Origin of the sequence: Pseudarthrobacter sp. PvP090 (genome assembly GCF_040547365.1) — a bacterium.
Taxonomy (GTDB): Bacteria; Actinomycetota; Actinomycetes; order Actinomycetales; family Micrococcaceae; genus Arthrobacter.
Map to the genome: position 1 here is coordinate 110,058 of NZ_JBEPPO010000012.1, position 18,830 is coordinate 128,887.

An 18,830-nucleotide genomic window follows, 5' to 3' on the forward strand; every position below is an offset into this window, starting at 1 on the left:
TGTGTTGGGGGCGGGATTCGGAAACAAGTCTAGTTGCTTTGACCTTCGGGGTGCGCTGCGTCCCAGGCGGCCTGTTCGCGTTCCCGCTGGGCGGCCTCCCGGTCGATCCGGATGCCGGTGCGGATGCCGTACCACCAGGCGACCGCGAAGAGGCCGCCGACCAGGAACATGGCCGGCTCCAGGATGCCGGTCAGGATCAGCACGATCTGCAGGATCCAGCCCAGGGCCACTCCCCACGGTTTGGTCAGCACGGAGCACGTGACGACGTAGATAAGGGACAGCGTGATCCCGACCGAGAAGATCAGGACCGGCGGGAATTCGTCCCGCCGCAGCCCGAAGACCGTGAGGGTGCCGAAGAGCACCACGAAGGCCTCCAGCAGCAGGACTGTCGAGGCGAACATGACCTTGGTGGAGCGGCGCTTCTTGGGCATGCCCGGGCGCCATTCGCGTTGGGCTTTGGTGAGCTTCGCCATGGCTTACGCGTCCGCCTTTCCGAGCAGGATCCGGGCGTCCGCGACGAGCGTGATGGACCCGGTGACGAGGACGCCGCCGGCGAGGTCGTCGTTGGATTCGGCACGTTCCACGGCCCATTCGAGGGCGTCGTCGAGCTTCTCGGCCACGTGGATGTTGTCCTCGCCGAATCCGAGCTCCAGCGCGAGTTCCGCCAGGTCCTCGGCCGGCACCGCGCGGGGAGAGTTGGACTGCGTGAAGCAGTACTCGGCGGCCAGGTCCCCGAGGGATTCCTTGAGCTGCCGGAGGATTTCCTCGGCATCCTTCTCCCGCAGGATGCCGACCACCACCACCAGCTTGGTGAAGTTGAAGGCCTCGTGGATGGCCTCGGCGGAGACCCGGATGCCTTCGGGGTTGTGGGCGGCGTCCACGATGATGGTCGGCGCGGTGCGCACCACCTCCAGGCGGCCGGGTGAGGTGACCGAGGCGAACGCCTCCTGCACCACCTCGGCGTCGAGCGCCTTTTCCGCGCCGAAGAACGCCTCCAGCGCGGCGATCGCGACGGCGGCGTTCTCGGCCTGGTGCGCGCCGTGCAGCGGCACCAGCAGGTCCTCGTAGCGGCCCGCGATGCCCTGGATGGTGACCATCTGGCCGCCGACGGCCACGGTGCGGGACTCGACGCCGAACTCGACGCCTTCGAAACGGAACGGGACGTTGGTTTCCTTGGCTTTTTCCAGCAGCACCTGGGCCGCATCGCGGGGCTGCGCGGCGCTGACCAGGAAGCCGCCGGGCTTGATGATGCCGGCCTTTTCGTACGCGATGTCCTCGGTGGTGTCGCCCAGGAGCTCCGTGTGGTCCAGCGAGATCGGGGTGACCACAAAGACCTGGCCGTCGCCGACGTTGGTCGCGTCGGTGATGCCGCCCAGGCCGACCTCGATGACGGCGACGTTGACCGGCTGGTCCGCGAAGATGGCGAAGCCCAGGATGGTGAGGCATTCGAAGTACGTCAGGCGGGGCTGGCCTTCGGCCTCGAGCTCGCTGTCCACGATGGCCAGGTACGGGCGGATCTCGTCCCAGATCCGGACGAAGGTCTCGTCGGACACGGGGGCGCCGTCGATGCTGATCCGTTCGGTGACCTTGGACAGGTGCGGGCTGGTGTACCGTCCGGTGCTCAGCCCGTGCGCGCGCAGCCCGGCCTCGATCATCCGGGCCGTGGAGGTCTTGCCGTTGGTGCCGGTGACATGGATGATCGGGAACGCCTTGTTCGGCTCCCCCAGGATGTCCATGGCCCGGTGCAGCGGGGCCAGCCGCGGTTCCATCTTGTTTTCCGGCGCGCGGCCCAGCAGCTCGGCGTAGACGCTTTCTACGGAGAATTCGTCGGTCATGGGTTAGGCCTCTACTTTTTCTGCAGCAGTCTTAACAACGCTGACCTGGGGTTCCTTGACGTCGGCCGCAACCGTTTCCAGCTCGATGGTCAGGGTTTCGGTCTTGACGAGCTCCGCGTTGGCCAGCAGGGCGTCGACGACGTCCTGCCGTGCGGTGACGGTGGTGCGGATCCGGTCGCTGACGTTGAGTCCGGCGTCCTTGCGGGCCTGCTGGATGGCGCGGACCATGTCCCGGGCGGCACCTTCGGCTTCCAGTTCTGGGGTGACCTCGGTGTTGAGGACGACGAAGCCGCCGCCCGGCAGGACGGCCGCCGCACGTGAGCCGGCGCCCTCCGCGGCTTCCGCCACGACGGTTTCCAGGGTGTATTCCTGCGGTTCCAGCTCCAGGCCGCCGGCGGTGACCGTGCCGGCCTCGTCCACGGACCAGTCGCCGGACTTGGCGCCCTTGATGGCCTGCTGGACATTTTTGCCCAGCCGCGGACCCGCGGCCCGGGCGTTGACCACAAGCTTCTGCTCGATGCCGAACTCCTCGGGGGAGGCGCTCCCGGCGTCGAGCATGCGGACGGAGCGCAGGTTCAGTTCATCGGCGACGACGGCGGCGAAGCCTTCCAGCGCATCCGCGCCGGGTGCCACGACGGTGAGTTCCTGCAGCGGCAGGCGGACGCGCAGGTTGGCGGCCTTGCGCAGCGAGGATCCGGTGGAGCAGATCTGCTGGACCCGGTCCATGGCCTCGACGAGGTCCGGGTTGGCCGGGAACAGGTCCGCGTCCGGCCAGTCGGCCAGGTGCACGGAGCGCCCGCCGGTGAGGCCGCGCCAGATCTCCTCGGAGACCAGCGGCAGCAGCGACGCGGCCGCGCGGGCGACGGTTTCCAGCGCGGTGTACAGCGCGTCGAAGGCGTCCACGCTCTCGTCGAAGAACCGCTGGCGGCTGCGGCGGACGTACCAGTTGGTGAGCATGTCCAGGTAGCTGCGGAGCTCGTCGCAGGCGCCGGAGATATCGTAGCTGTCCAGCTGGGCGGTCATGTTCCGGACGAGGTCCCCGGTGTTGGCCAGCAGGTACGTATCCAGGGTGTCGGCGTAGCCGTCGTAGCGGAGCTTCGCGTCGTAGCCGCGCGCGCCGTCAGCAGCGTTGGTGTAGAGCGTGAAGAAGCTGTACACGTTCCACAGCGGCAGGATGACCTGGCGGACGCCGTCGCGGATGCCCTGCTCGGTGACCACGAGGTTGCCGCCGCGCAGGATGGGGCTGGACATCAGGAACCAGCGCATCGCGTCGGAGCCGTCGCGGTCCAGGACCTCGGAGACGTCCGGGTAGTTGCGCAGGCTCTTGGACATTTTCTGCCCGTCCGAGCCCAGGACGATGCCGTGGCTGATGACGTTGCGGAAGGCCGGCCGGTCGAACAGCGCGGTGGACAGGATGTGCAGCATGTAGAACCAGCCGCGGGTCTGGCCGATGTACTCGACGATGAAGTCCGCCGGGTTGTGCGTGTCGAACCATTCCTCGTTCTGGAACGGGTAGTGGACCTGGCCGTACGGCATGGAGCCGGAGTCGAACCAGACGTCCAGGACGTCCTCGACGCGGCGCATGACGGACTGGCCCTCCGCCGGGGTGCGGGGGTCGTCCGGGTTGGGGCGGGTGAGCTCGTCGATGAACGGCCGGTGCAGGTCCACCTCGCCGGCCTTGTTCAGCGGCAGGCGGCCGAAGTCGGCCTCGATCTCCGCGAGCGAGCCGTAGACATCGGTGCGCGGGTAGTCCGGGTCGCTGGACTGCCAGACCGGGATGGGGCTGCCCCAGTAGCGGTTGCGGCTGATCGACCAGTCGCGGGCGTTGGCCAGCCACTTGCCGAACTGGCCGTCCTTGACATTCCCCGGGATCCAGTTGATGTCCTGGTTGAGTTCGGACATGCGGTCCTTGAACTTGGTGACCTCGACGTACCAGGAGGACACGGCCCGGTAGATCAGCGGGTTCCGGCAGCGCCAGCAGTGCGGGTAGCTGTGCTCGTAGCTGGCCTGGCGGACCAGGCGGCCCTGCGCGCGGAGCACCTGAGTGATGGGCTTGTTGGCCTCGAAGACCTGCAGCCCGGCGATCCCGGCCAGCGGGCCGTGGCTGAACAGCGGCAGGAACCTGGCGCCCTCGTCCACGGAGAGGACGACGGGGATGCCGGCCTCTTCGCAGACCTTCTGGTCGTCCTCACCGTAGGCGGGAGACTGATGGACGAGGCCGGTGCCGTCGGTGGTGGTGACGTAGTCGGCCACGAGGAAGCGCCAGGCGTTCTGGTTGCCGTACTTCTCGTCGTCGGCGAAGTAGTCCCACAGGGGCTCGTACGCCAGGCCTTCGAGCTCGGTGCCGGTGTGGGTGGAGGTGACCGCGGCCTCGGCCGCGGCGGCGCCCTCCGCGCCGTCGCCGTAGCCAAGGTCCTTGGCGTAGGTGCCGAGCAGTTCGGCGGCGAGCAGGAAGCTGCCGGTGACCGGAGCGTCCGCGGAGGCGGCCTTGACGCCGTTGGGCCCGGCCGGCAGGACCACGTACTCGATGGCAGGCCCGACGGCGAGCGCTGCGTTGGTGGGCAGCGTCCACGGCGTCGTGGTCCAGGCGAGCGCCTGCACGCCGGCGAGCTGCTTCGACAGCTCCGACTCCCCCGCCGTGATCGGGAAGATCACCGTGACGGTCTGGTCCTGGCGGTTCTTGTAGACGTCATCATCCATGCGCAGTTCATGGTTGGACAGCGGCGTCTCGTCCTTCCAGCAGTACGGCAGCACGCGGTAGCCGTTGTAGGTGAGGCCCTTCTCGTGCAGCTGCTTGAAGGCCCAGAGCACGGACTCCATGTACTCAACGTTGAGCGTCTTGTAGTCGTTCTCGAAGTCGACCCAGCGCGCCTGGCGGGTGACGTAGCTCTTCCACTCGTCGGCGTACTTCATCACGGAGGCGCGGCAGGCGTCGTTGAACTTGTCGATGCCCATGGCCTCGATCTGCGTCTTGTCCGTCATGCCCAGCTGCTTCATGGCTTCCAGCTCGGCGGGCAGCCCGTGGGTGTCCCAGCCGAAGCGGCGCTCGACGCGGCGTCCGCGCTGGGTCTGGTAGCGGCCCACAAGGTCCTTGGCGTAGCCGGTCAGCAAATGGCCGTAGTGCGGCAGGCCGTTGGCGAAAGGGGGACCGTCGTAGAAGACGAATTCGTTGCTGCCGCGCCCGCCGCCGGGAAGGTCGGAGGGGCGCTGGTCGATGCTGGCCTGGAAGGTGCCGTCCTCGTCCCAGTACTTGAGGATGCGCTCTTCGACCTCCGGGAACTTCACGGAGGCCGACACACCGGTGGTGTTGGAAGCTGCGTTGGAAGCTGTGCTGGAAGCAGAGGCGGGGGCGCCGGCGCCGGAGGGTGCGGCGGAGGCCTTCGGGTAATAAGTCATCTCGACATCCTGGGTTGAGCTAGTGAACAAATGGATTCATTCAGGATGCGAGGACGGCCCCTGCACTGTCTTTCGACAACACCGGCACCGCGGTACCACCTCACTTACCGTCGCCGGGCCCCTGTGATGGGACTGAGCACCGGCGTCGGCCGCTCATTACTGCTGTGACGGGCTTACCCGTCCGGTTCTACTGGCCCTGGCGCACTGAGTAACAGAAAAGTCGTGGCGCCGGGGCGTTCTTCCGGAAGCTCACCGGTGATGGCCGGGTCAAAGCTGCTGTAAGAAGTCTAACAACTGGAACGGGCCCGCAATGCCTACACTGAATCCCATGATGTTCCGGACCCGGGGCCGCGCTGCCCCGCGAACGCCTGCGGGCGGGGCTGCCTGCGGCTGGCGGTGGCTGGCAGGGCTGGCGGCAGCACCCGTTGTGGTGGTCTCCGTCATCCGTGCCGTGCCGCGGGAATGGCCCACCACCGCGGTCCAGCTTGTGTCCTTCACCCCCTGGCTGGTGCTGCCTGCCGGCGCGTCGCTGATGTTCGCGGTGCTGGGCCGGCGGCGGTGGATGGCGGGCGCCGCAGCCGGCCTCGTGGCCGTGCAGCTCTTCTGGCTGGTCCCGCTGGACTACGCCCGGGCCGCGCCGGATGCTGCGGCGGGCTCCGCGCCGGACTCCGCGGCGGACTCTGTGGACGGCATAGTGGAGCTGCGGGTAATGAGCCTCAACGCCAAACTCGGCAAGGCGGACGCAGCGGAAATCGTCAGGCTGGTCCGCGAGAACCACATCACCCTGCTGACGCTCCAGGAATACACCCACGCGCTCGAAGACCGGCTGAATGCTGCCGGTCTTCGAGCACTGCTGCCGAACAGGATCAGCGATCCCGCGGGCCGCTCCGCCGGTAATGCCGTCTACTCGGTCCACGAACTTGTGGCCACCGGTGATGTTTCCGACTCCCATTTTCCGATGCCCGTGATCCGGCTCACCGCCGAGTCCGATGGGGAGCGGGCCGTCGTCGAACTGACCAATGTCCACGCCCGTGCCCCCGTGGGCGTGGGCCTGCAGAAGTGGCGCAGCGACCTCGCGGCACTCGGCCAGCTGGCGTCACAACCCGGGAACGTGGTGCTGGCCGGGGACTTCAACGCCAGCTATGACCATGCCGAGTTCCGCGAGCTCCTGCAGGGCGGGGGCCGGAAACTGGTGGACGTGGGTATGGCCCAGGGCTCACGCCTGGTCCCCACCTGGCCGATGGAGGACCTGTTCCTCCCCGGCATCACGATCGACCACGTGCTGACCAGCCCGTCGGTGCGCAGCGCGGACTACGCCGTGCACCGCGTGCCCGGGACGGACCACGCCGCCATCATGGCCACGCTGACCGTCCCGGCCGCCGGCTAGAGCAAGCAACGCGGGGTGCGGGTAAGCGCCGGCGGCCGGGTGGACGTTGCGCCGCGGCCGGAAGCTAGGACCTGCGGATCAGCTTGAAGTTGGCGGCCTGCGCCACCGGGCGGATCACGATCTGGTCCAGGTTGACGTGGTGCGGCGCCGCGACGGCGTAGCGGACGACGTCGGCGACGTCCGCCGCGGTGAGGGGCTTCTCGACGCCGGCGTACACCTTCGCCGCGGCATCAGAATTGCCGCCGAGGCGGTTCAGCGCGAACTCCTCCGTCTGGACCAGGCCGGGGGCCACCTCGATCACGCGGAGGTTGTGTTCGGCCTCTTCCAGGCGCAGGGCGCCGGTGAGGGCGTGCTGGGCGAATTTCGCCGCGTTGTAGCCGCCGCCGCCCTCGTAGGCGGACAGTCCCGCCGTCGACGTCAAGTTCAGGACGGTGCCTTCACCGCAGGCGCGGAGCATCGGAAGGAACGCCCGGGTGAGCTTCATGGTGCCCAGGACGTTGACCTCGAACATCCATGCCCAGTCCTCGGTCCTGGCCTCGGCCACCTTGTCCGCACCGCGGGCGCCGCCGGCGATGTTGATGAGCGTGTCGATGCCGCCGGCACGGGTCACCTCGTCCAGGAGCCGGGCGACGTCGGCGTCGTCGGTCACGTCCGCCGGAACCGCGACGGCGCCGGTTTCCGCGGCAAGCGCCGCCAGCCGGTCCGCCCGGCGGGCGACGGCGTAAACGGTCCAGCCCTCGGTCCGGAGCGCACGCACGGTGGCTTCGCCGATTCCGGTGCTGGCGCCGGTGACAACTGCTGCTTTGTTGTGGGTTTCCTCAGTCATGGCACCACCCTAACGGCTTGGCGCTGCAGGAACTCCGGCAGCACCTGCGCCGCGGGGTCCGCCGGTCATGGAAGAATTGGGCCATGGCTGAAGACACGCAGGGTACAGACACGCCCACCACCGCCCCCATCAACGTTCCGGACAAGCCCGCCCTGGAGGGGCTGGAAGACGCCCTCACCCGGCGCTGGCTTGACGAAGGGACCTACAAGTTCAACCCGGACACCACGCGGGAGCAGGTGTACTCGATCGACACTCCCCCGCCCACGGCGTCGGGTTCGCTGCACGTCGGCCACATGTTCTCCTACACCCAGACCGACGTCCTGGCCCGCTACCAGCGCATGACCGGCAAGAACGTGTTCTACCCGATGGGCTGGGACGACAACGGACTGCCCACCGAGCGCCGCGTGCAGAACTACTACGGGGTGCGCTGCGACCCGACCACGGCGTACGACGCCGGCTACCGGCCCCCGGCCGAGCCCGCCAAGAACCAGCGCGACTTCGACGTCGTCTCGCGCCGGAACTTCATCGAGCTGTGCGAGGAGCTCGCCGTCGAGGACGAGAAAGTCTTCGAGAACCTGTTCCAGACGCTCGGCCTGTCCGTGGACTGGGACCTGACCTACCGCACGATCGACGACAAGTCCCGCGCCATCTCCCAGCGCGCCTTCCTGGCGAACCTCGCCGCCGGCGACGCCTACATGGCCGAGGCCCCCACCCTGTGGGATGTCACCTTCCGCACCGCCGTGGCCCAGGCCGAGCTGGAGGACCGCGAGGTCGCCGGCGCGTACTACCGCTACCCGTTCTTCACCGAAGACGGCGAGAAGATCTACATCGAGACCACGCGCCCGGAACTGCTGGCCGCCTGCGCCGCCCTCGTGGCGAACCCCGACGACGAACGGTACCAGCCGCTGTTCGGCAGGAAGGTCACCTCCCCCCTGTTCGGCGTCGAGGTGGAGGTCAAGGCCCACCCGCTCGCCAAGGCGGACAAGGGCTCCGGCGTCGCGATGGTCTGCACCTTCGGTGACCTCACCGACGTCACCTGGTGGCGTGAACTCCAGCTTCCCACGCGGGCAATCGTGGGCCGCGACGGCCGCATCGTCGGCGAGACCCCGGAGTGGATCACCACCGCCGAAGGCCGCGCCAGCTTTGAGGCAATCGCCGGCAAGACGGTTTTCAGTGCCAAGGAAGCCGTGGTGGAGCTCCTGGCCGCCGCCGGGCTCCTCGACGGCGAACCGAAGAAAATCATGCACCCGGTCAACTTCTTCGAAAAGGGCGACAAGCCCCTCGAAGTGGTCACGTCACGGCAGTGGTACATCCGCAACGGCGGCCGCGACGCCGACCGCCGCGAGCGGCTCATCGCCCGCGGCCAGGAAATCGACTTCCACCCGGCCTTTATGCGCTCACGGTACGAGAACTGGATCTCCGGGCTGAACGGCGACTGGCTGGTCTCCCGGCAGCGCTTCTTCGGCGTGCCGGTCCCCGTCTGGTACCCGCTCGACGCCGACGGGAACCCCGACTACGACGCCCCGATCGTGCCTTCCGACGCGCAGCTGCCGGTGGACCCGGCCGCGGACGCGGCCCCGGGCTACGAGGAAGCCCAGCGCGACGTGCCGGGCGGCTTCACCGGCGACGCCGACGTGCTGGATACCTGGGCCACGTCCTCCCTGACCCCGCAGATCGTGGGCGGCTGGAGCACCGACGAGGCGCTCTTCGCCAAGGTCTACCCCTTCGACGTGCGCCCGCAGGGCCACGACATCATCCGGACCTGGCTGTTCTCCTCCGCAGTTCGCGCCGACGCCCTGCAGGACGCCGCGCCGTGGAAGCACGCCGCGATCTCCGGCTGGATCCTGGACCCGGACCGCAAGAAGATGTCCAAGTCCAAGGGCAACGTGATCGTCCCCACCGATGTGCTGGAGGACTACGGCTCGGACGCCGTCCGCTACTGGGCCGCCTCGGCCAAGCTCGGCGCGGACACCGCCTATGAGATTGCGCAGATGAAAATCGGCCGCCGCCTGGCGATCAAGCTGCTCAACGCCTCCAAGTTCGTGCTGAACCTCGGCGCCACGGAGAACTCCGTGGTGTCCGGGGACCTGTCCGTGCTGGGCAACCCCTTGGACCGGGCCGTGCTGGCGCAGCTCTCCGACGTGGTCCAGCAGGCCACGAAGGCGTTCGAAAACTACGATTACGCCCGGGCCCTGCAGATCACGGAGAGCTTCTTCTGGCACTTCACCGATGACTACGTGGAGCTCATCAAGGACCGCGCCTACGGTGCCGCCGGCGAGGCCGAGCAGGCTTCCGTCCTCGCAGCGCTGGCGACGAGCCTGGACACGCTGCTGCGACTCTTCGCCCCGTTCCTGCCCTTCGCCACGGAGGAGGTCTGGAGCTGGTGGCGCACCGGTTCGGTGCACCGTGCCCAGTGGCCGTCCGCCGTCGAGATCGACGGCGACACCACCCTGCTGGCCACGGTCGGGACCGCGCTCAGCGGCATCCGCAAGGCCAAGTCCGAGGCCAAGGTCAAGCAGCGCACCGAGGTGCTGTCCGCGATCATCACGGCCCCGGATTCGCTCACCACGCAGCTGAAGGCCGGCCTGGCCGACCTCAAGGCCGCGGCCAACGCGCGGGAGCTGACCCTGGTGGCCGGCAACGGCGAACTGGCCGTGAGCGACGTCGTCCTGGCGCCGGCGGAGGTCTAGGAGCCCTGGCCAAAGTTTTTGGGCAAAGGGGAAGCCCCATCAGCGTGTTGCCGTTGGTGGGGCTTCGACTTTTCGATTGTCACGTGACGTCTTAGACAATCTGGCAGGATCCTTGGATATTCAGGTCTTCCTACCTCGTCACTGGTAGCCATCATCTGACTTTGCCGAAGGCTGCGTCGGATGAGTGTCACTGAATCTTTGGTTCCTGCGTCCCGCTTCTTTCGAAGTGGGTAAGTTCTATTGTGATCCCGGCCACGCGGATGCACAAGAGCCCCGGAAGAACTACATCAGAGTAGTTCTTCCGGGGCTTTCTGCTGCCCGCCGGGCGGCGTTTGTTGCCGCCCGGACAACTAGTTGAAGACAGGGCTTTCGGTCCGGCTGCGCTTGATTTCGAAGAAGTACGGGAACGACGCGAGGGTCACCGAGGCGTCCCACAGCCGGCCGGCATCCTCGCCGCGCGGGATGCGCGTCAGCACAGGGCCGAAGAAGGCGGTTCCGTTGAAGGCAACGATGGGTGTGCCCACGTCCTGGCCCACCAGCGAGATTCCGGCGTCGTGGCTCGTGCGCAGCGCGGCGTCGTATGCATCGCTCTCGCCTGCTGCCGCGAGTTCGGCCGGCAGGCCAACCTCGGCGAGGGACTTGGAGATGACCTCGGCGATGTCCTTGTTTCCCTCGTTGTGGATTTTGGTGCCCATGGCGTCGTAGAGCGCCTTGACGTGCCCGGTGCCGTGCTGCTCGGCGGCGGCCGTGATGACACGCACCGGCGCCCACGCCTTGACGAGGAACGCCTTGTACTCCTCGGGGAGTTCCTCGCGGCCCTCGTTGAGCATGGCGAGGCTCATGACGTGCCATTCGGTGCTGATGTCGCGGACGTCTTCCACCTCGCTGATCCAGCGGGAGGTCACCCAGGCAAAGGGGCACATCGGATCAAACCAGAAGTCAGCTTTATTGGTTTCAGGCACAGGTGTTCTCCTTGGGAAGTCGGCGGGGAAAGGTGCATGGCGCTGGCCCAAAGACCGCGCACACCACAGGTCACAGCGAGCGGCGCGGCCTGTTTATTCCGGATCAGGCGGACTTGCGGCGCTTGACGTCGTGGGCGATCATCGTCGGCGCGGCCTTCTTGGAGACCACGTCTTCGGTGATGATGACCGTGGCGATGTCGTCGCGGCTGGGCAGGTCGAACATCACCGGGAGCAGGACTTCCTCCATGATGGCGCGGAGCCCGCGGGCGCCGGTGCCGCGTTCCAGCGCCTGGTCCGCGATCGTGTTCAGCGCCTCCTCGTCGAAGACGAGCTCGACGCCGTCGAGCTGGAACATCTTCTGGTACTGCTTCACGAGGGCGTTCTTCGGCGTGGACAGAATCTGGATGAGCGCAGCCCGGTCCAGGTTGGAGACCGTGGTGATTACCGGGAGGCGGCCGATGAATTCCGGGATGAGCCCGAATTTCAGCAGGTCCTCGGGCATGACCTCGCCGTAGGAGTCGGCGTTGTTCTTGACCTCATTGAGCGGGGCCCCGAAACCGATGCCCTTGCGCCCGGACCGTGACCCGATGATCTCCTCGAGGCCGGCGAAGGCCCCGGCGACGATGAAGAGCACGTTGGTGGTGTCGATTTGGATGAATTCCTGGTGCGGGTGCTTGCGGCCGCCCTGCGGCGGAACCGAGGCCACGGTGCCCTCAAGGATCTTCAGCAGGGCCTGCTGCACACCCTCGCCCGAGACGTCCCGGGTGATGGAGGGGTTCTCGCTCTTGCGTGAGATTTTGTCGATCTCATCGATGTAGATGATGCCCTGCTCGGCCTTCTTGACGTCGTAGTCGGCGGCCTGGATGAGCTTCAGCAGGATGTTCTCGACGTCCTCGCCGACGTAGCCGGCCTCGGTCAGCGCCGTGGCATCTGCGACCGCGAAGGGGACGTTGAGGCGGCGGGCCAGGGTCTGCGCAAGGTAGGTCTTGCCGCAGCCGGTGGGGCCGATCAGCAGGATGTTGGACTTGGCGATCTCGACGTCGTCGTGATGGACGCCTTCGGCGAGGCTGCCGCTCTTGGGCGCGTGCCCGGCCTGGATGCGCTTGTAGTGGTTGTAGACCGCGACGGCGAGGGAGCGTTTGGCGGGCTCCTGGCCGATCACGTATTCCTGCAGGAAGTCAAAGATTTCGCGGGGCTTGGGCAGTTCAAAACTGCCCAGGTCAGCTACTTCGGCGAGCTCTTCTTCAATGATCTCGTTGCAGAGTTCAATGCACTCGTCGCAGATGTAGACGCCGGGCCCGGCAATGAGCTTCCGCACCTGCTTCTGGCTCTTTCCGCAGAAAGAACACTTCAGCAGATCCGTGCTCTCGCCAATCCGAGCCATATGTGAACCCCTTTAGAATCTTGCTGCCGGCCGTGTTCTACTCCTGCGCAGCGCTGCACCCGTTACTGGAATCACGGACGTGCCTTGGGAGACGCCAGCCGTGACATGTTCCACTCTAGGTCACTTTGGGCCTGTTGGGTGGAAAGCCGACGCCGGTGCGGCCACAAAAGTGGGCCGCACCGGCGTCGGGTACTGCTTGGAACGTGACGGGCTGCTACTTGGAGATTGCCTGCGGCTTCATCTTGCGGGAATCCAGCACCTGGTCGATCAGTCCGTACTGCATGGCCTCGGCTGCGGTAAGGATCTTGTCGCGCTCGATGTCGTTGTTGACCTGCTCCGGCGTCCGGCCGGAGTGCTTGGCCAGCGTGTCCTCGAGCCAGGACCGCATGCGCATGACCTCGGCGGCCTGGATCTCCAGGTCGGAGGCCTGGCCGCCCTGTCCGCCGGACAGCGAGGGCTGGTGGATCAGGACGCGGGCGTTCGGCAGGGCGAGGCGCTTGCCCGGCGTGCCGGCCGCGAGGAGCACGGCGGCGGCGCTGGCGGCCTGGCCGAGGCAGACGGTCTGGATCTCCGGGCGGATGTACGTCATGGTGTCGTAGATCGCCGTCATGGCGGTGAAGGAGCCGCCCGGGGAGTTGATGTAGAGCGTGATGTCGCGGTCCGGGTCGGTGGACTCGAGCACGAGCAGCTGCGCCATCACGTCATCGGCCGAGGCGTCGTCGACCTGGACGCCGAGGAAGATGATCCGGTCCTCGAACAGCTTGGTGTAGGGGTCCTGGCGTTTGAAGCCGTAGGGGGTGCGCTCTTCGAACTGCGGCAGCACGTAGCGGCTGCTCGGCAGGTTACCGGCAGTCGAACCGAAGTTGTAGTTCATGTTCATTGCTCCTGAATTCATTGCTGTCTGCGTGCCGGTCAGTTCTCGGTGGCTGCGGTGTCGGTAGAGCCGCCGCCGTTGGCGTTGGTTCCGCCGCCGCCGGCCACGGATCCCGCGTGCGCTGCGATCTTGTCGAAGAAGCCGTACTCGAGGGCTTCCTTGGCCGTGAACCACTTGTCGCGGTCGTTGTCCTTGAGGATGGTCTCGACCGTCTGCCCGGTCTGGTCGGCCGTCAGTTCGGCCATGACCTTCTTCATGTGCAGGATGAGCTCGGCCTGGATCTTGATGTCCGAGGCCGTGCCGCCGATGCCGCCGGAGGGCTGGTGCATCAGGATGCGGGCGTTGGGGGTGGCGTAGCGCTTGCCCTTGGTGCCGGAGGAGAGCAGGAACTGCCCCATCGAGGCGGCGAGGCCAGTGGCGACGGTGACGACGTCGTTCGGGATGAACTGCATCGTGTCGTAGATGGCCATGCCGGCGGTGACGGAGCCGCCGGGCGAGTTGATGTAGAGGTAGATATCCTTCTCGGGGTTCTCGGCCGAGAGCAGCAGCAGCTGCGAGCAGATCGCGTTGGCGTTCTCGTCGCGGACCTCGGAGCCGAGCCAGATGATGCGCTCTTTCAGCAGGCGGTTGTAAATGTAGTTATCCTGGGCTGCCGGATCGACAGTAGCCATCCGGGGTGCCCCTGCTTGCTGTGACATATGTACTTACCTCTCGCTGGCGACGGTGACGCCACTGGACGACATCACTGAACTTTCCTACATGGACACTAACGGTTTTCCCGGCTCCATTGTGCTCAGGCGCGGGGCTGTTCGCTGACGGCGCACGATTGCCCGGAAGGGTTCATCTTGGGCTTAAAAAGCCGCACCCCCGGATCAGTGATCCGGGGATGCGGCAGGAAACTGCGGGAACAGGAAGTGTTAGAACTTCACTGCTGCCGGGTCGTCGTTCTTCGCGGTCTCGGTTGCGGCTTCCTCGGAAGCGGCGTCCTCGACACCGGCGTCAGCCTCAGCTTCTGCCTCGGCCGGTGCCTCTTCGCCGCCGGGGCGGACGAAGTCGCTGAGGTCAACGGTGTTGCCCTCAGTGTCGGTGACCTCGGCCTGGCCCAGGACGACGGCCAGTGCCTTGCGGCGGCGGACCTCGGAAACCATCATGGGGACCTGGCCGCTCTGATCGATGATCTGGGCGAACTGGTTCGGGTCCATGCCGTACTGGCCGGCCGTGGTGACGATGTAGTCGATCAGCTCGTTCTGGCTGACATTGACTTCTTCCTTTTCGGCGATGGCGTCAAGGATGATCTCGTTCTGGAAGGCGCGCTCCGTGTTGGCCTTGACCTCGGCGCGGTGCTCCTCGGTGTCGTGCTCGCCTTCACCGTGGGCGTTCTCGGCGTTGAAGTGCTGCTCGAGCTGCTCTTCGACGACGGAATCCGGGACGGGGACCGCTACGAGCTCAACGAGCTTGTCGAGGACCTTGTCGCGGGCTTCAACGCCCTGCTCGACGACCTTGGACTCGGCGGCCTGCTTGGCGAGGTCCTCGCGGAGCTCGGCCAGGGTGTCGAATTCGGAGGCCAGCTGGGCGAAGTCGTCGTCAGCCTCGGGAAGCTCGCGCTCCTTGACGGACTTGACGACAACCTTGACCTGAGCGGACTCGCCGGCGTGCTCGCCGCCCACGAGGGTGGTGTCGAAGATGGCGTCCTCGTCGGCGCTGAGGCCGGTGACGGCTTCGTCGAGGCCTTCGAGCATGGTGCCGGCGCCGACCTGGTAGGACAGGCCGGTGGCGGAATCAACCTCGGCGCCGTCAATGGAGGCGGTGATGTCGACCGTCAGGAAGTCCTTGTCGGCAGCCGGACGGTCCACGGACTTCAGCGTGCCGAAGCGGCCGCGGAGTTCGTCCAGGGCCTTGTCGACGTCGGCGTCGGTGGACTCAGCCGCGGCAACCTCAACCTTGATGCCGGCGTAGTCGGGCAGCTCGATCTCGGGGCGGACGTCAACCTCGGCGTGGAACTTCAGTTCACCGTCGGTGGCGGACGGGTCCGGAACCTCGGTGATTTCGACCTCGGGACGGCTCAGCGGGCGGATGCCGGTTTCCTGAACGGCTGCCTGGTACCAGCCGTTGAGACCTTCGTTGATGGCAGTCTCCAGCACGTAGCCGCGGCCAACGCGCTGGTCAATGAGCTTGGAGGGGACCTTGCCCTTGCGGAAGCCGGGGACCTGGATCTGCGAAGCAACAGTCTTGTATGCCTCTGCGATGCTGGGCTTCAATTCCTCAAAGGGGACCTCAACATTGAGCTTGACCCGCGTGGGGGTGAGGTTCTCGACAGCGCTCTTCACAGTCTAAGTACTCCTGGTTTTAGGGGGTGGGGTTCTGCACCGCCAAGGGTCTGGCAGTACCTGCAGAGTCGGGGTGACAGGATTTGAACCTGCGACTTCCTGCTCCCAAAGCAGGCGCTCTAGCCAAGCTGAGCTACACCCCGTAAGTGCACAGAACAGTCTACGGTCATATTGTGCCGGTTTGCACATTTGACACCGGGGCCCTGAATTAGGTTTAGTTGTATCCGGCTTCAACAGCCGCCCGGAAGTTTTGCAGAGAGTTCCTGCGAATTCCCGGGGACGTAGCTTAATGGTAAAGCCTCAGTCTTCCAAACTGATTACGCGGGTTCGATTCCCGTCGTCCCCTCCGAAATATGACGAAAAGCCCCTCTCCGGAGGGGCTTTTTTCGTGCCCGCCCCCCGTCGACTGCTCCATAACTGCCCTTCTGGCGGGTCAGAAGGGCAGATATGGAGCAGTCGATGTGGTTGGGCTCATGCGCAGGCTCAGTGGGCCTGGCAGGACGGGCACCAGTAAAGCTTGCGGGCTACGAGGTCGGTCAGGGCGACCGGCGTTCCGCAGTCCCGGCAGTCGAGGCCCTGGCGCCGGTAGACGAAGTGGGCCTCGTCCAGGGCGGGAAGGCCGCGGGATGTGCCGCCCGGGGAGGCCACGCCGGCGGGAACGCTCCAATAGCGCGGGGGCGTGGTGATGATCCGGCCGTCGCGGACGCCGTCGGACATCATCGCGACGGTGTCGTCCCAGAGCCCTCCGGCCGCCTCCGCGGACAGCTCCCGTCCCGGCAGCCAGGGGTCCAGGCCCTGCCGGAAGAGCAGTTCGGCGCGGTACACGTTGCCGACGCCGGCGATCACCTTCTGGTCCATCAGCAGGGCCGCGAGCGGCGTGCGTTTGGCCCGGACCGCGGCGGCGAAGGCGTCCCGGTCGCCGGGAAGGTTCCGCAGCGGGTCGGGCCCGAGCCGTGCCAGCACGGCCGCGGCCTCCGCCTCCGTGACCGTCTCGCAGGTGGTCGCGCCACGGAGGTCGGCCCAGCCGTGGGCGCTGGCGAGCCGGACGCGGACGGCACCGACCGGGGCGGGCGGGCCCTCGTACCCGGCCGGCGCGGCCGCTGCTCCGCCGTCGTCGTAGACCTCCCGCTCCCCCACCTTGCGGGGCGCGCCGATGCTGGACGCGCCCCGGAAGCCGTCGTCACCGCCGAAGTCCCAGGCGCCGTAGAGGCCCAGGTGGACGTGCAGCAGCAGCCCGTGCTCGAACGCCAGGAAGAGGTGTTTCCCGTGCGCCGCGGAGCCGGTGAGGGTGTGGCCGTCCAGCAGCGCGGCACCGTGGACGAAGCGCCCCTGCGGGCTGGACACGGCGAGACGCTCCCCCGTGAAGACGTCCCCGAACTGGCGCGCCAGCCGGTGGACGGAATGCCCTTCCGGCACTAGGCGATGACCTCGCCGGTGCGCTCGTAGGCGGCAATCTTGCCGATCCGGCGGACGTGGCGCTCGTCGTTGCTGAAGGGTTCGGCCAGGAACGCCTCGATGATTTCCGTGGCCTCGTCGACGCTGTGCTGGCGGCCGCCGACGGCGACGACGTTGGCGTCGTTGTGGTCGCGTGCCAGCTTCGCGGTGGAGAGGTTCCACGCCAGCGCGGCGCGGACGCCCTTGACCTTGTTGGCAGCAATCTGCTCGCCGTTGCCGGAGCCGCCGAGGACGATCCCGAGGGCGTTGGTGCCGGCTTCCTGGTCCGCCACCACCGCGAGCGCGGCGTTGATGCAGAACGACGGGTAGTCATCCAGGGCGTCGTAGACCTTGGGTCCGTGGTCGACGACCTCGTAGCCTTTGGCGCTGAGGTGGCTGACGAGGTGGGCGCTGAGTTCCATGCCGGCGTGGTCCGTGGCGATGTGCACGCGCGGAAGGTCAGAGGGGGTCACGGCGTTTCCGTTCAGTTGGGCAGGCCAGTGGAGTCATCTGGGCTGCGGGCGCGGTTGTGGGGGCTGTTCCCAGCCTACTAGGGCACGGGCCGGCGGGCCCCGTTCGGCCGGCGGACGGGCTTCATACTCCGGCGGCGCCGCCGGCCCTGTGCGCCCGTGCCGCCACCCGGGAGATCACCTGCGCGACGTTGTCCGCCGTAGTGGCACTCCCGCCGCTGACGGTCAGGGTCCGGCCGTCGGAACGGTCGACGACGACTGCCGGGCCGCTGCTGACGAGCAGGGCCGTGGTGGTGCCGTGGCTGCGGTATCCCCAGCCGCCGTAGTCGGCCGCCCGGACCTCTTTCGGCGTCGCCCCCTCGATGGCAGCGGCCGGCACGTCCATCACCCGGACGAATCCCGCGGCAAAAACCCGCAGCCCGCTCCGGTCCACCCGGATGCGGGCGAACAGGCACGCGGCAGCCAACAGGGCCAGGGCGACGAGGAGGGCGGCGAGCCAGGGCACGGCGATGGTAAGGAGCGCGGCGGGAAGCAGGGTGGCGATTCCAAGCATCACGAAGACCGAGCTGCGGGCGTGGACCCACAGGCTCACCGAATCCCGGGCCAGGTCGGGATCGAGCTCGCGGGCCAGGGCTTCGGCAATGGCCCGGTCGTCGTCCGTGGACCAGCGTTCGTCGGCCTTGAACACGAAGCCCATGACGACGCCCAGGCCCAGCGCGGCGCCGCTGCCCATGGCGAGGACGGCGACATCCACCTGGGCGCCGCGCGCGTCCGCCAGGCCGAGTTGCCCGACCAGCACCGCGGCGAGGACGGTAGTGACGAACAGGCTCACGAACAGCCCGGCGCCCATCATGATCCGGCGCATGATGGCCGGACGGGACAGCGGCACGGCCTGCACCAGCACGCCCCCGCCGAACAGCACGATCATGGCCGCGCCGACGCCGGCGACCGCCCCGAACGGCGCGAAGTCCGCGGCGGCGCCCCCGGCCCAGCGGACGGCCAGCGGCTCGGGCAGGTCGGGGCGGATCAGGACAGCGCACACCACAAACGCGGCGGCGAGCATCAGCGGGAACCCTACGGCGAAGCGCAGTGCCCGGATGTCAACGGAATCCCGAAGCTTTCCCATATCCCCAACGCTACCCCCGTCGATTCGGCCTGAGTACTTTGGTGTGACAGCACCTTGGTGTGACGCAGGCAACTTGCCAAGCGCCGCAGAAGTGAAAGAATGATTTCACAGTAACGAGT

At 67.1% G+C, this 18,830-nt stretch carries 14 protein-coding genes and 2 tRNA genes; 3 read left to right on the forward strand and 13 right to left on the reverse strand.

The window, feature by feature from the left end:
• Window positions 1–29 precede the first annotated feature (29 nt).
• From ABIC21_RS14945 to ileS, 3 genes are read right to left on the reverse strand one after another with little or no spacing between them, the layout of a single operon-like run.
• The gene (locus ABIC21_RS14945; protein ID WP_354351177.1) at window positions 30–473 is read right to left on the reverse strand and encodes a DUF4233 domain-containing protein; all 444 of its coding nucleotides are present in this window, start codon (window positions 471–473) and stop codon (window positions 30–32) included.
• Window positions 474–476: 3 nt separating this feature from the next.
• Entirely contained in the window at window positions 477–1,835 is a 1,359-nt protein-coding gene (locus ABIC21_RS14950; RefSeq protein WP_354351178.1) for a bifunctional folylpolyglutamate synthase/dihydrofolate synthase, read from the reverse strand.
• A 3-nt stretch (window positions 1,836–1,838) separates the two neighbouring features.
• Window positions 1,839–5,231, reverse strand: a complete 3,393-nt coding sequence (ileS, locus tag ABIC21_RS14955) for an isoleucine--tRNA ligase (RefSeq protein WP_354351179.1) — start codon at window positions 5,229–5,231, stop codon at window positions 1,839–1,841.
• A gap of 328 nt (window positions 5,232–5,559) precedes the next feature.
• On the opposite strand from ileS, the gene ABIC21_RS14960 reads away from it, so the two are divergent.
• On the forward strand, window positions 5,560–6,618 hold the full coding sequence (locus ABIC21_RS14960) for an endonuclease/exonuclease/phosphatase family protein (RefSeq protein WP_354351180.1): 1,059 nt from the start codon (window positions 5,560–5,562) through the stop codon (window positions 6,616–6,618).
• 64 nt (window positions 6,619–6,682) lie between these two features.
• On the opposite strand, the gene ABIC21_RS14965 is transcribed toward ABIC21_RS14960, so the two are convergent.
• Window positions 6,683–7,444, reverse strand: a complete 762-nt coding sequence (locus ABIC21_RS14965; RefSeq protein WP_354351181.1) for an SDR family oxidoreductase — start codon at window positions 7,442–7,444, stop codon at window positions 6,683–6,685.
• A gap of 83 nt (window positions 7,445–7,527) precedes the next feature.
• Between ABIC21_RS14965 and valS the strand changes: the two genes are divergently transcribed.
• The gene (gene valS, locus ABIC21_RS14970; protein WP_354351182.1) at window positions 7,528–10,134 is read left to right on the forward strand and encodes a valine--tRNA ligase; all 2,607 of its coding nucleotides are present in this window, start codon (window positions 7,528–7,530) and stop codon (window positions 10,132–10,134) included.
• Window positions 10,135–10,484: 350 nt separating this feature from the next.
• Here valS and ABIC21_RS14975 read toward each other — a convergent pair whose 3' ends face one another.
• The 6 genes from ABIC21_RS14975 to ABIC21_RS15000 form a co-directional block, all read right to left on the reverse strand.
• On the reverse strand, window positions 10,485–11,096 hold the full coding sequence (locus tag ABIC21_RS14975) for a mycothiol-dependent nitroreductase Rv2466c family protein (protein ID WP_354351183.1): 612 nt from the start codon (window positions 11,094–11,096) through the stop codon (window positions 10,485–10,487).
• A 103-nt stretch (window positions 11,097–11,199) separates the two neighbouring features.
• On the reverse strand, window positions 11,200–12,480 hold the full coding sequence (gene clpX, locus ABIC21_RS14980) for an ATP-dependent Clp protease ATP-binding subunit ClpX (RefSeq protein WP_354351184.1): 1,281 nt from the start codon (window positions 12,478–12,480) through the stop codon (window positions 11,200–11,202).
• Window positions 12,481–12,694: 214 nt separating this feature from the next.
• Complete coding sequence (locus tag ABIC21_RS14985) at window positions 12,695–13,354, reverse strand: ATP-dependent Clp protease proteolytic subunit (RefSeq protein WP_232082281.1); 660 nt, start codon at window positions 13,352–13,354, stop codon at window positions 12,695–12,697.
• A 38-nt stretch (window positions 13,355–13,392) separates the two neighbouring features.
• Window positions 13,393–14,025, reverse strand: a complete 633-nt coding sequence (locus ABIC21_RS14990; protein WP_354351185.1) for an ATP-dependent Clp protease proteolytic subunit — start codon at window positions 14,023–14,025, stop codon at window positions 13,393–13,395.
• A 246-nt stretch (window positions 14,026–14,271) separates the two neighbouring features.
• Complete coding sequence (tig, locus tag ABIC21_RS14995) at window positions 14,272–15,681, reverse strand: trigger factor (protein WP_354351186.1); 1,410 nt, start codon at window positions 15,679–15,681, stop codon at window positions 14,272–14,274.
• Window positions 15,682–15,749: 68 nt separating this feature from the next.
• Window positions 15,750–15,824: transfer RNA gene (locus tag ABIC21_RS15000), tRNA-Pro, on the reverse strand.
• Between the two features lie 132 nt (window positions 15,825–15,956).
• Here ABIC21_RS15000 and ABIC21_RS15005 point away from each other — a divergent pair.
• Window positions 15,957–16,027: transfer RNA gene (locus ABIC21_RS15005), tRNA-Gly, on the forward strand.
• Window positions 16,028–16,164: 137 nt separating this feature from the next.
• On the opposite strand, the gene ABIC21_RS15010 is transcribed toward ABIC21_RS15005, so the two are convergent.
• From ABIC21_RS15010 to ABIC21_RS15020, 3 genes are all read right to left on the reverse strand, one after another.
• The gene (locus ABIC21_RS15010; protein WP_354351187.1) at window positions 16,165–17,097 is read right to left on the reverse strand and encodes an Fpg/Nei family DNA glycosylase; all 933 of its coding nucleotides are present in this window, start codon (window positions 17,095–17,097) and stop codon (window positions 16,165–16,167) included.
• Entirely contained in the window at window positions 17,097–17,588 is a 492-nt protein-coding gene (locus tag ABIC21_RS15015) for a ribose-5-phosphate isomerase (protein WP_354351188.1), read from the reverse strand. Before ABIC21_RS15015 ends, ABIC21_RS15010 begins: the two co-directional genes overlap by 1 nt.
• A 121-nt stretch (window positions 17,589–17,709) precedes the next feature.
• Complete coding sequence (locus ABIC21_RS15020; protein ID WP_354351189.1) at window positions 17,710–18,711, reverse strand: hypothetical protein; 1,002 nt, start codon at window positions 18,709–18,711, stop codon at window positions 17,710–17,712.
• Window positions 18,712–18,830 lie beyond the last annotated feature (119 nt).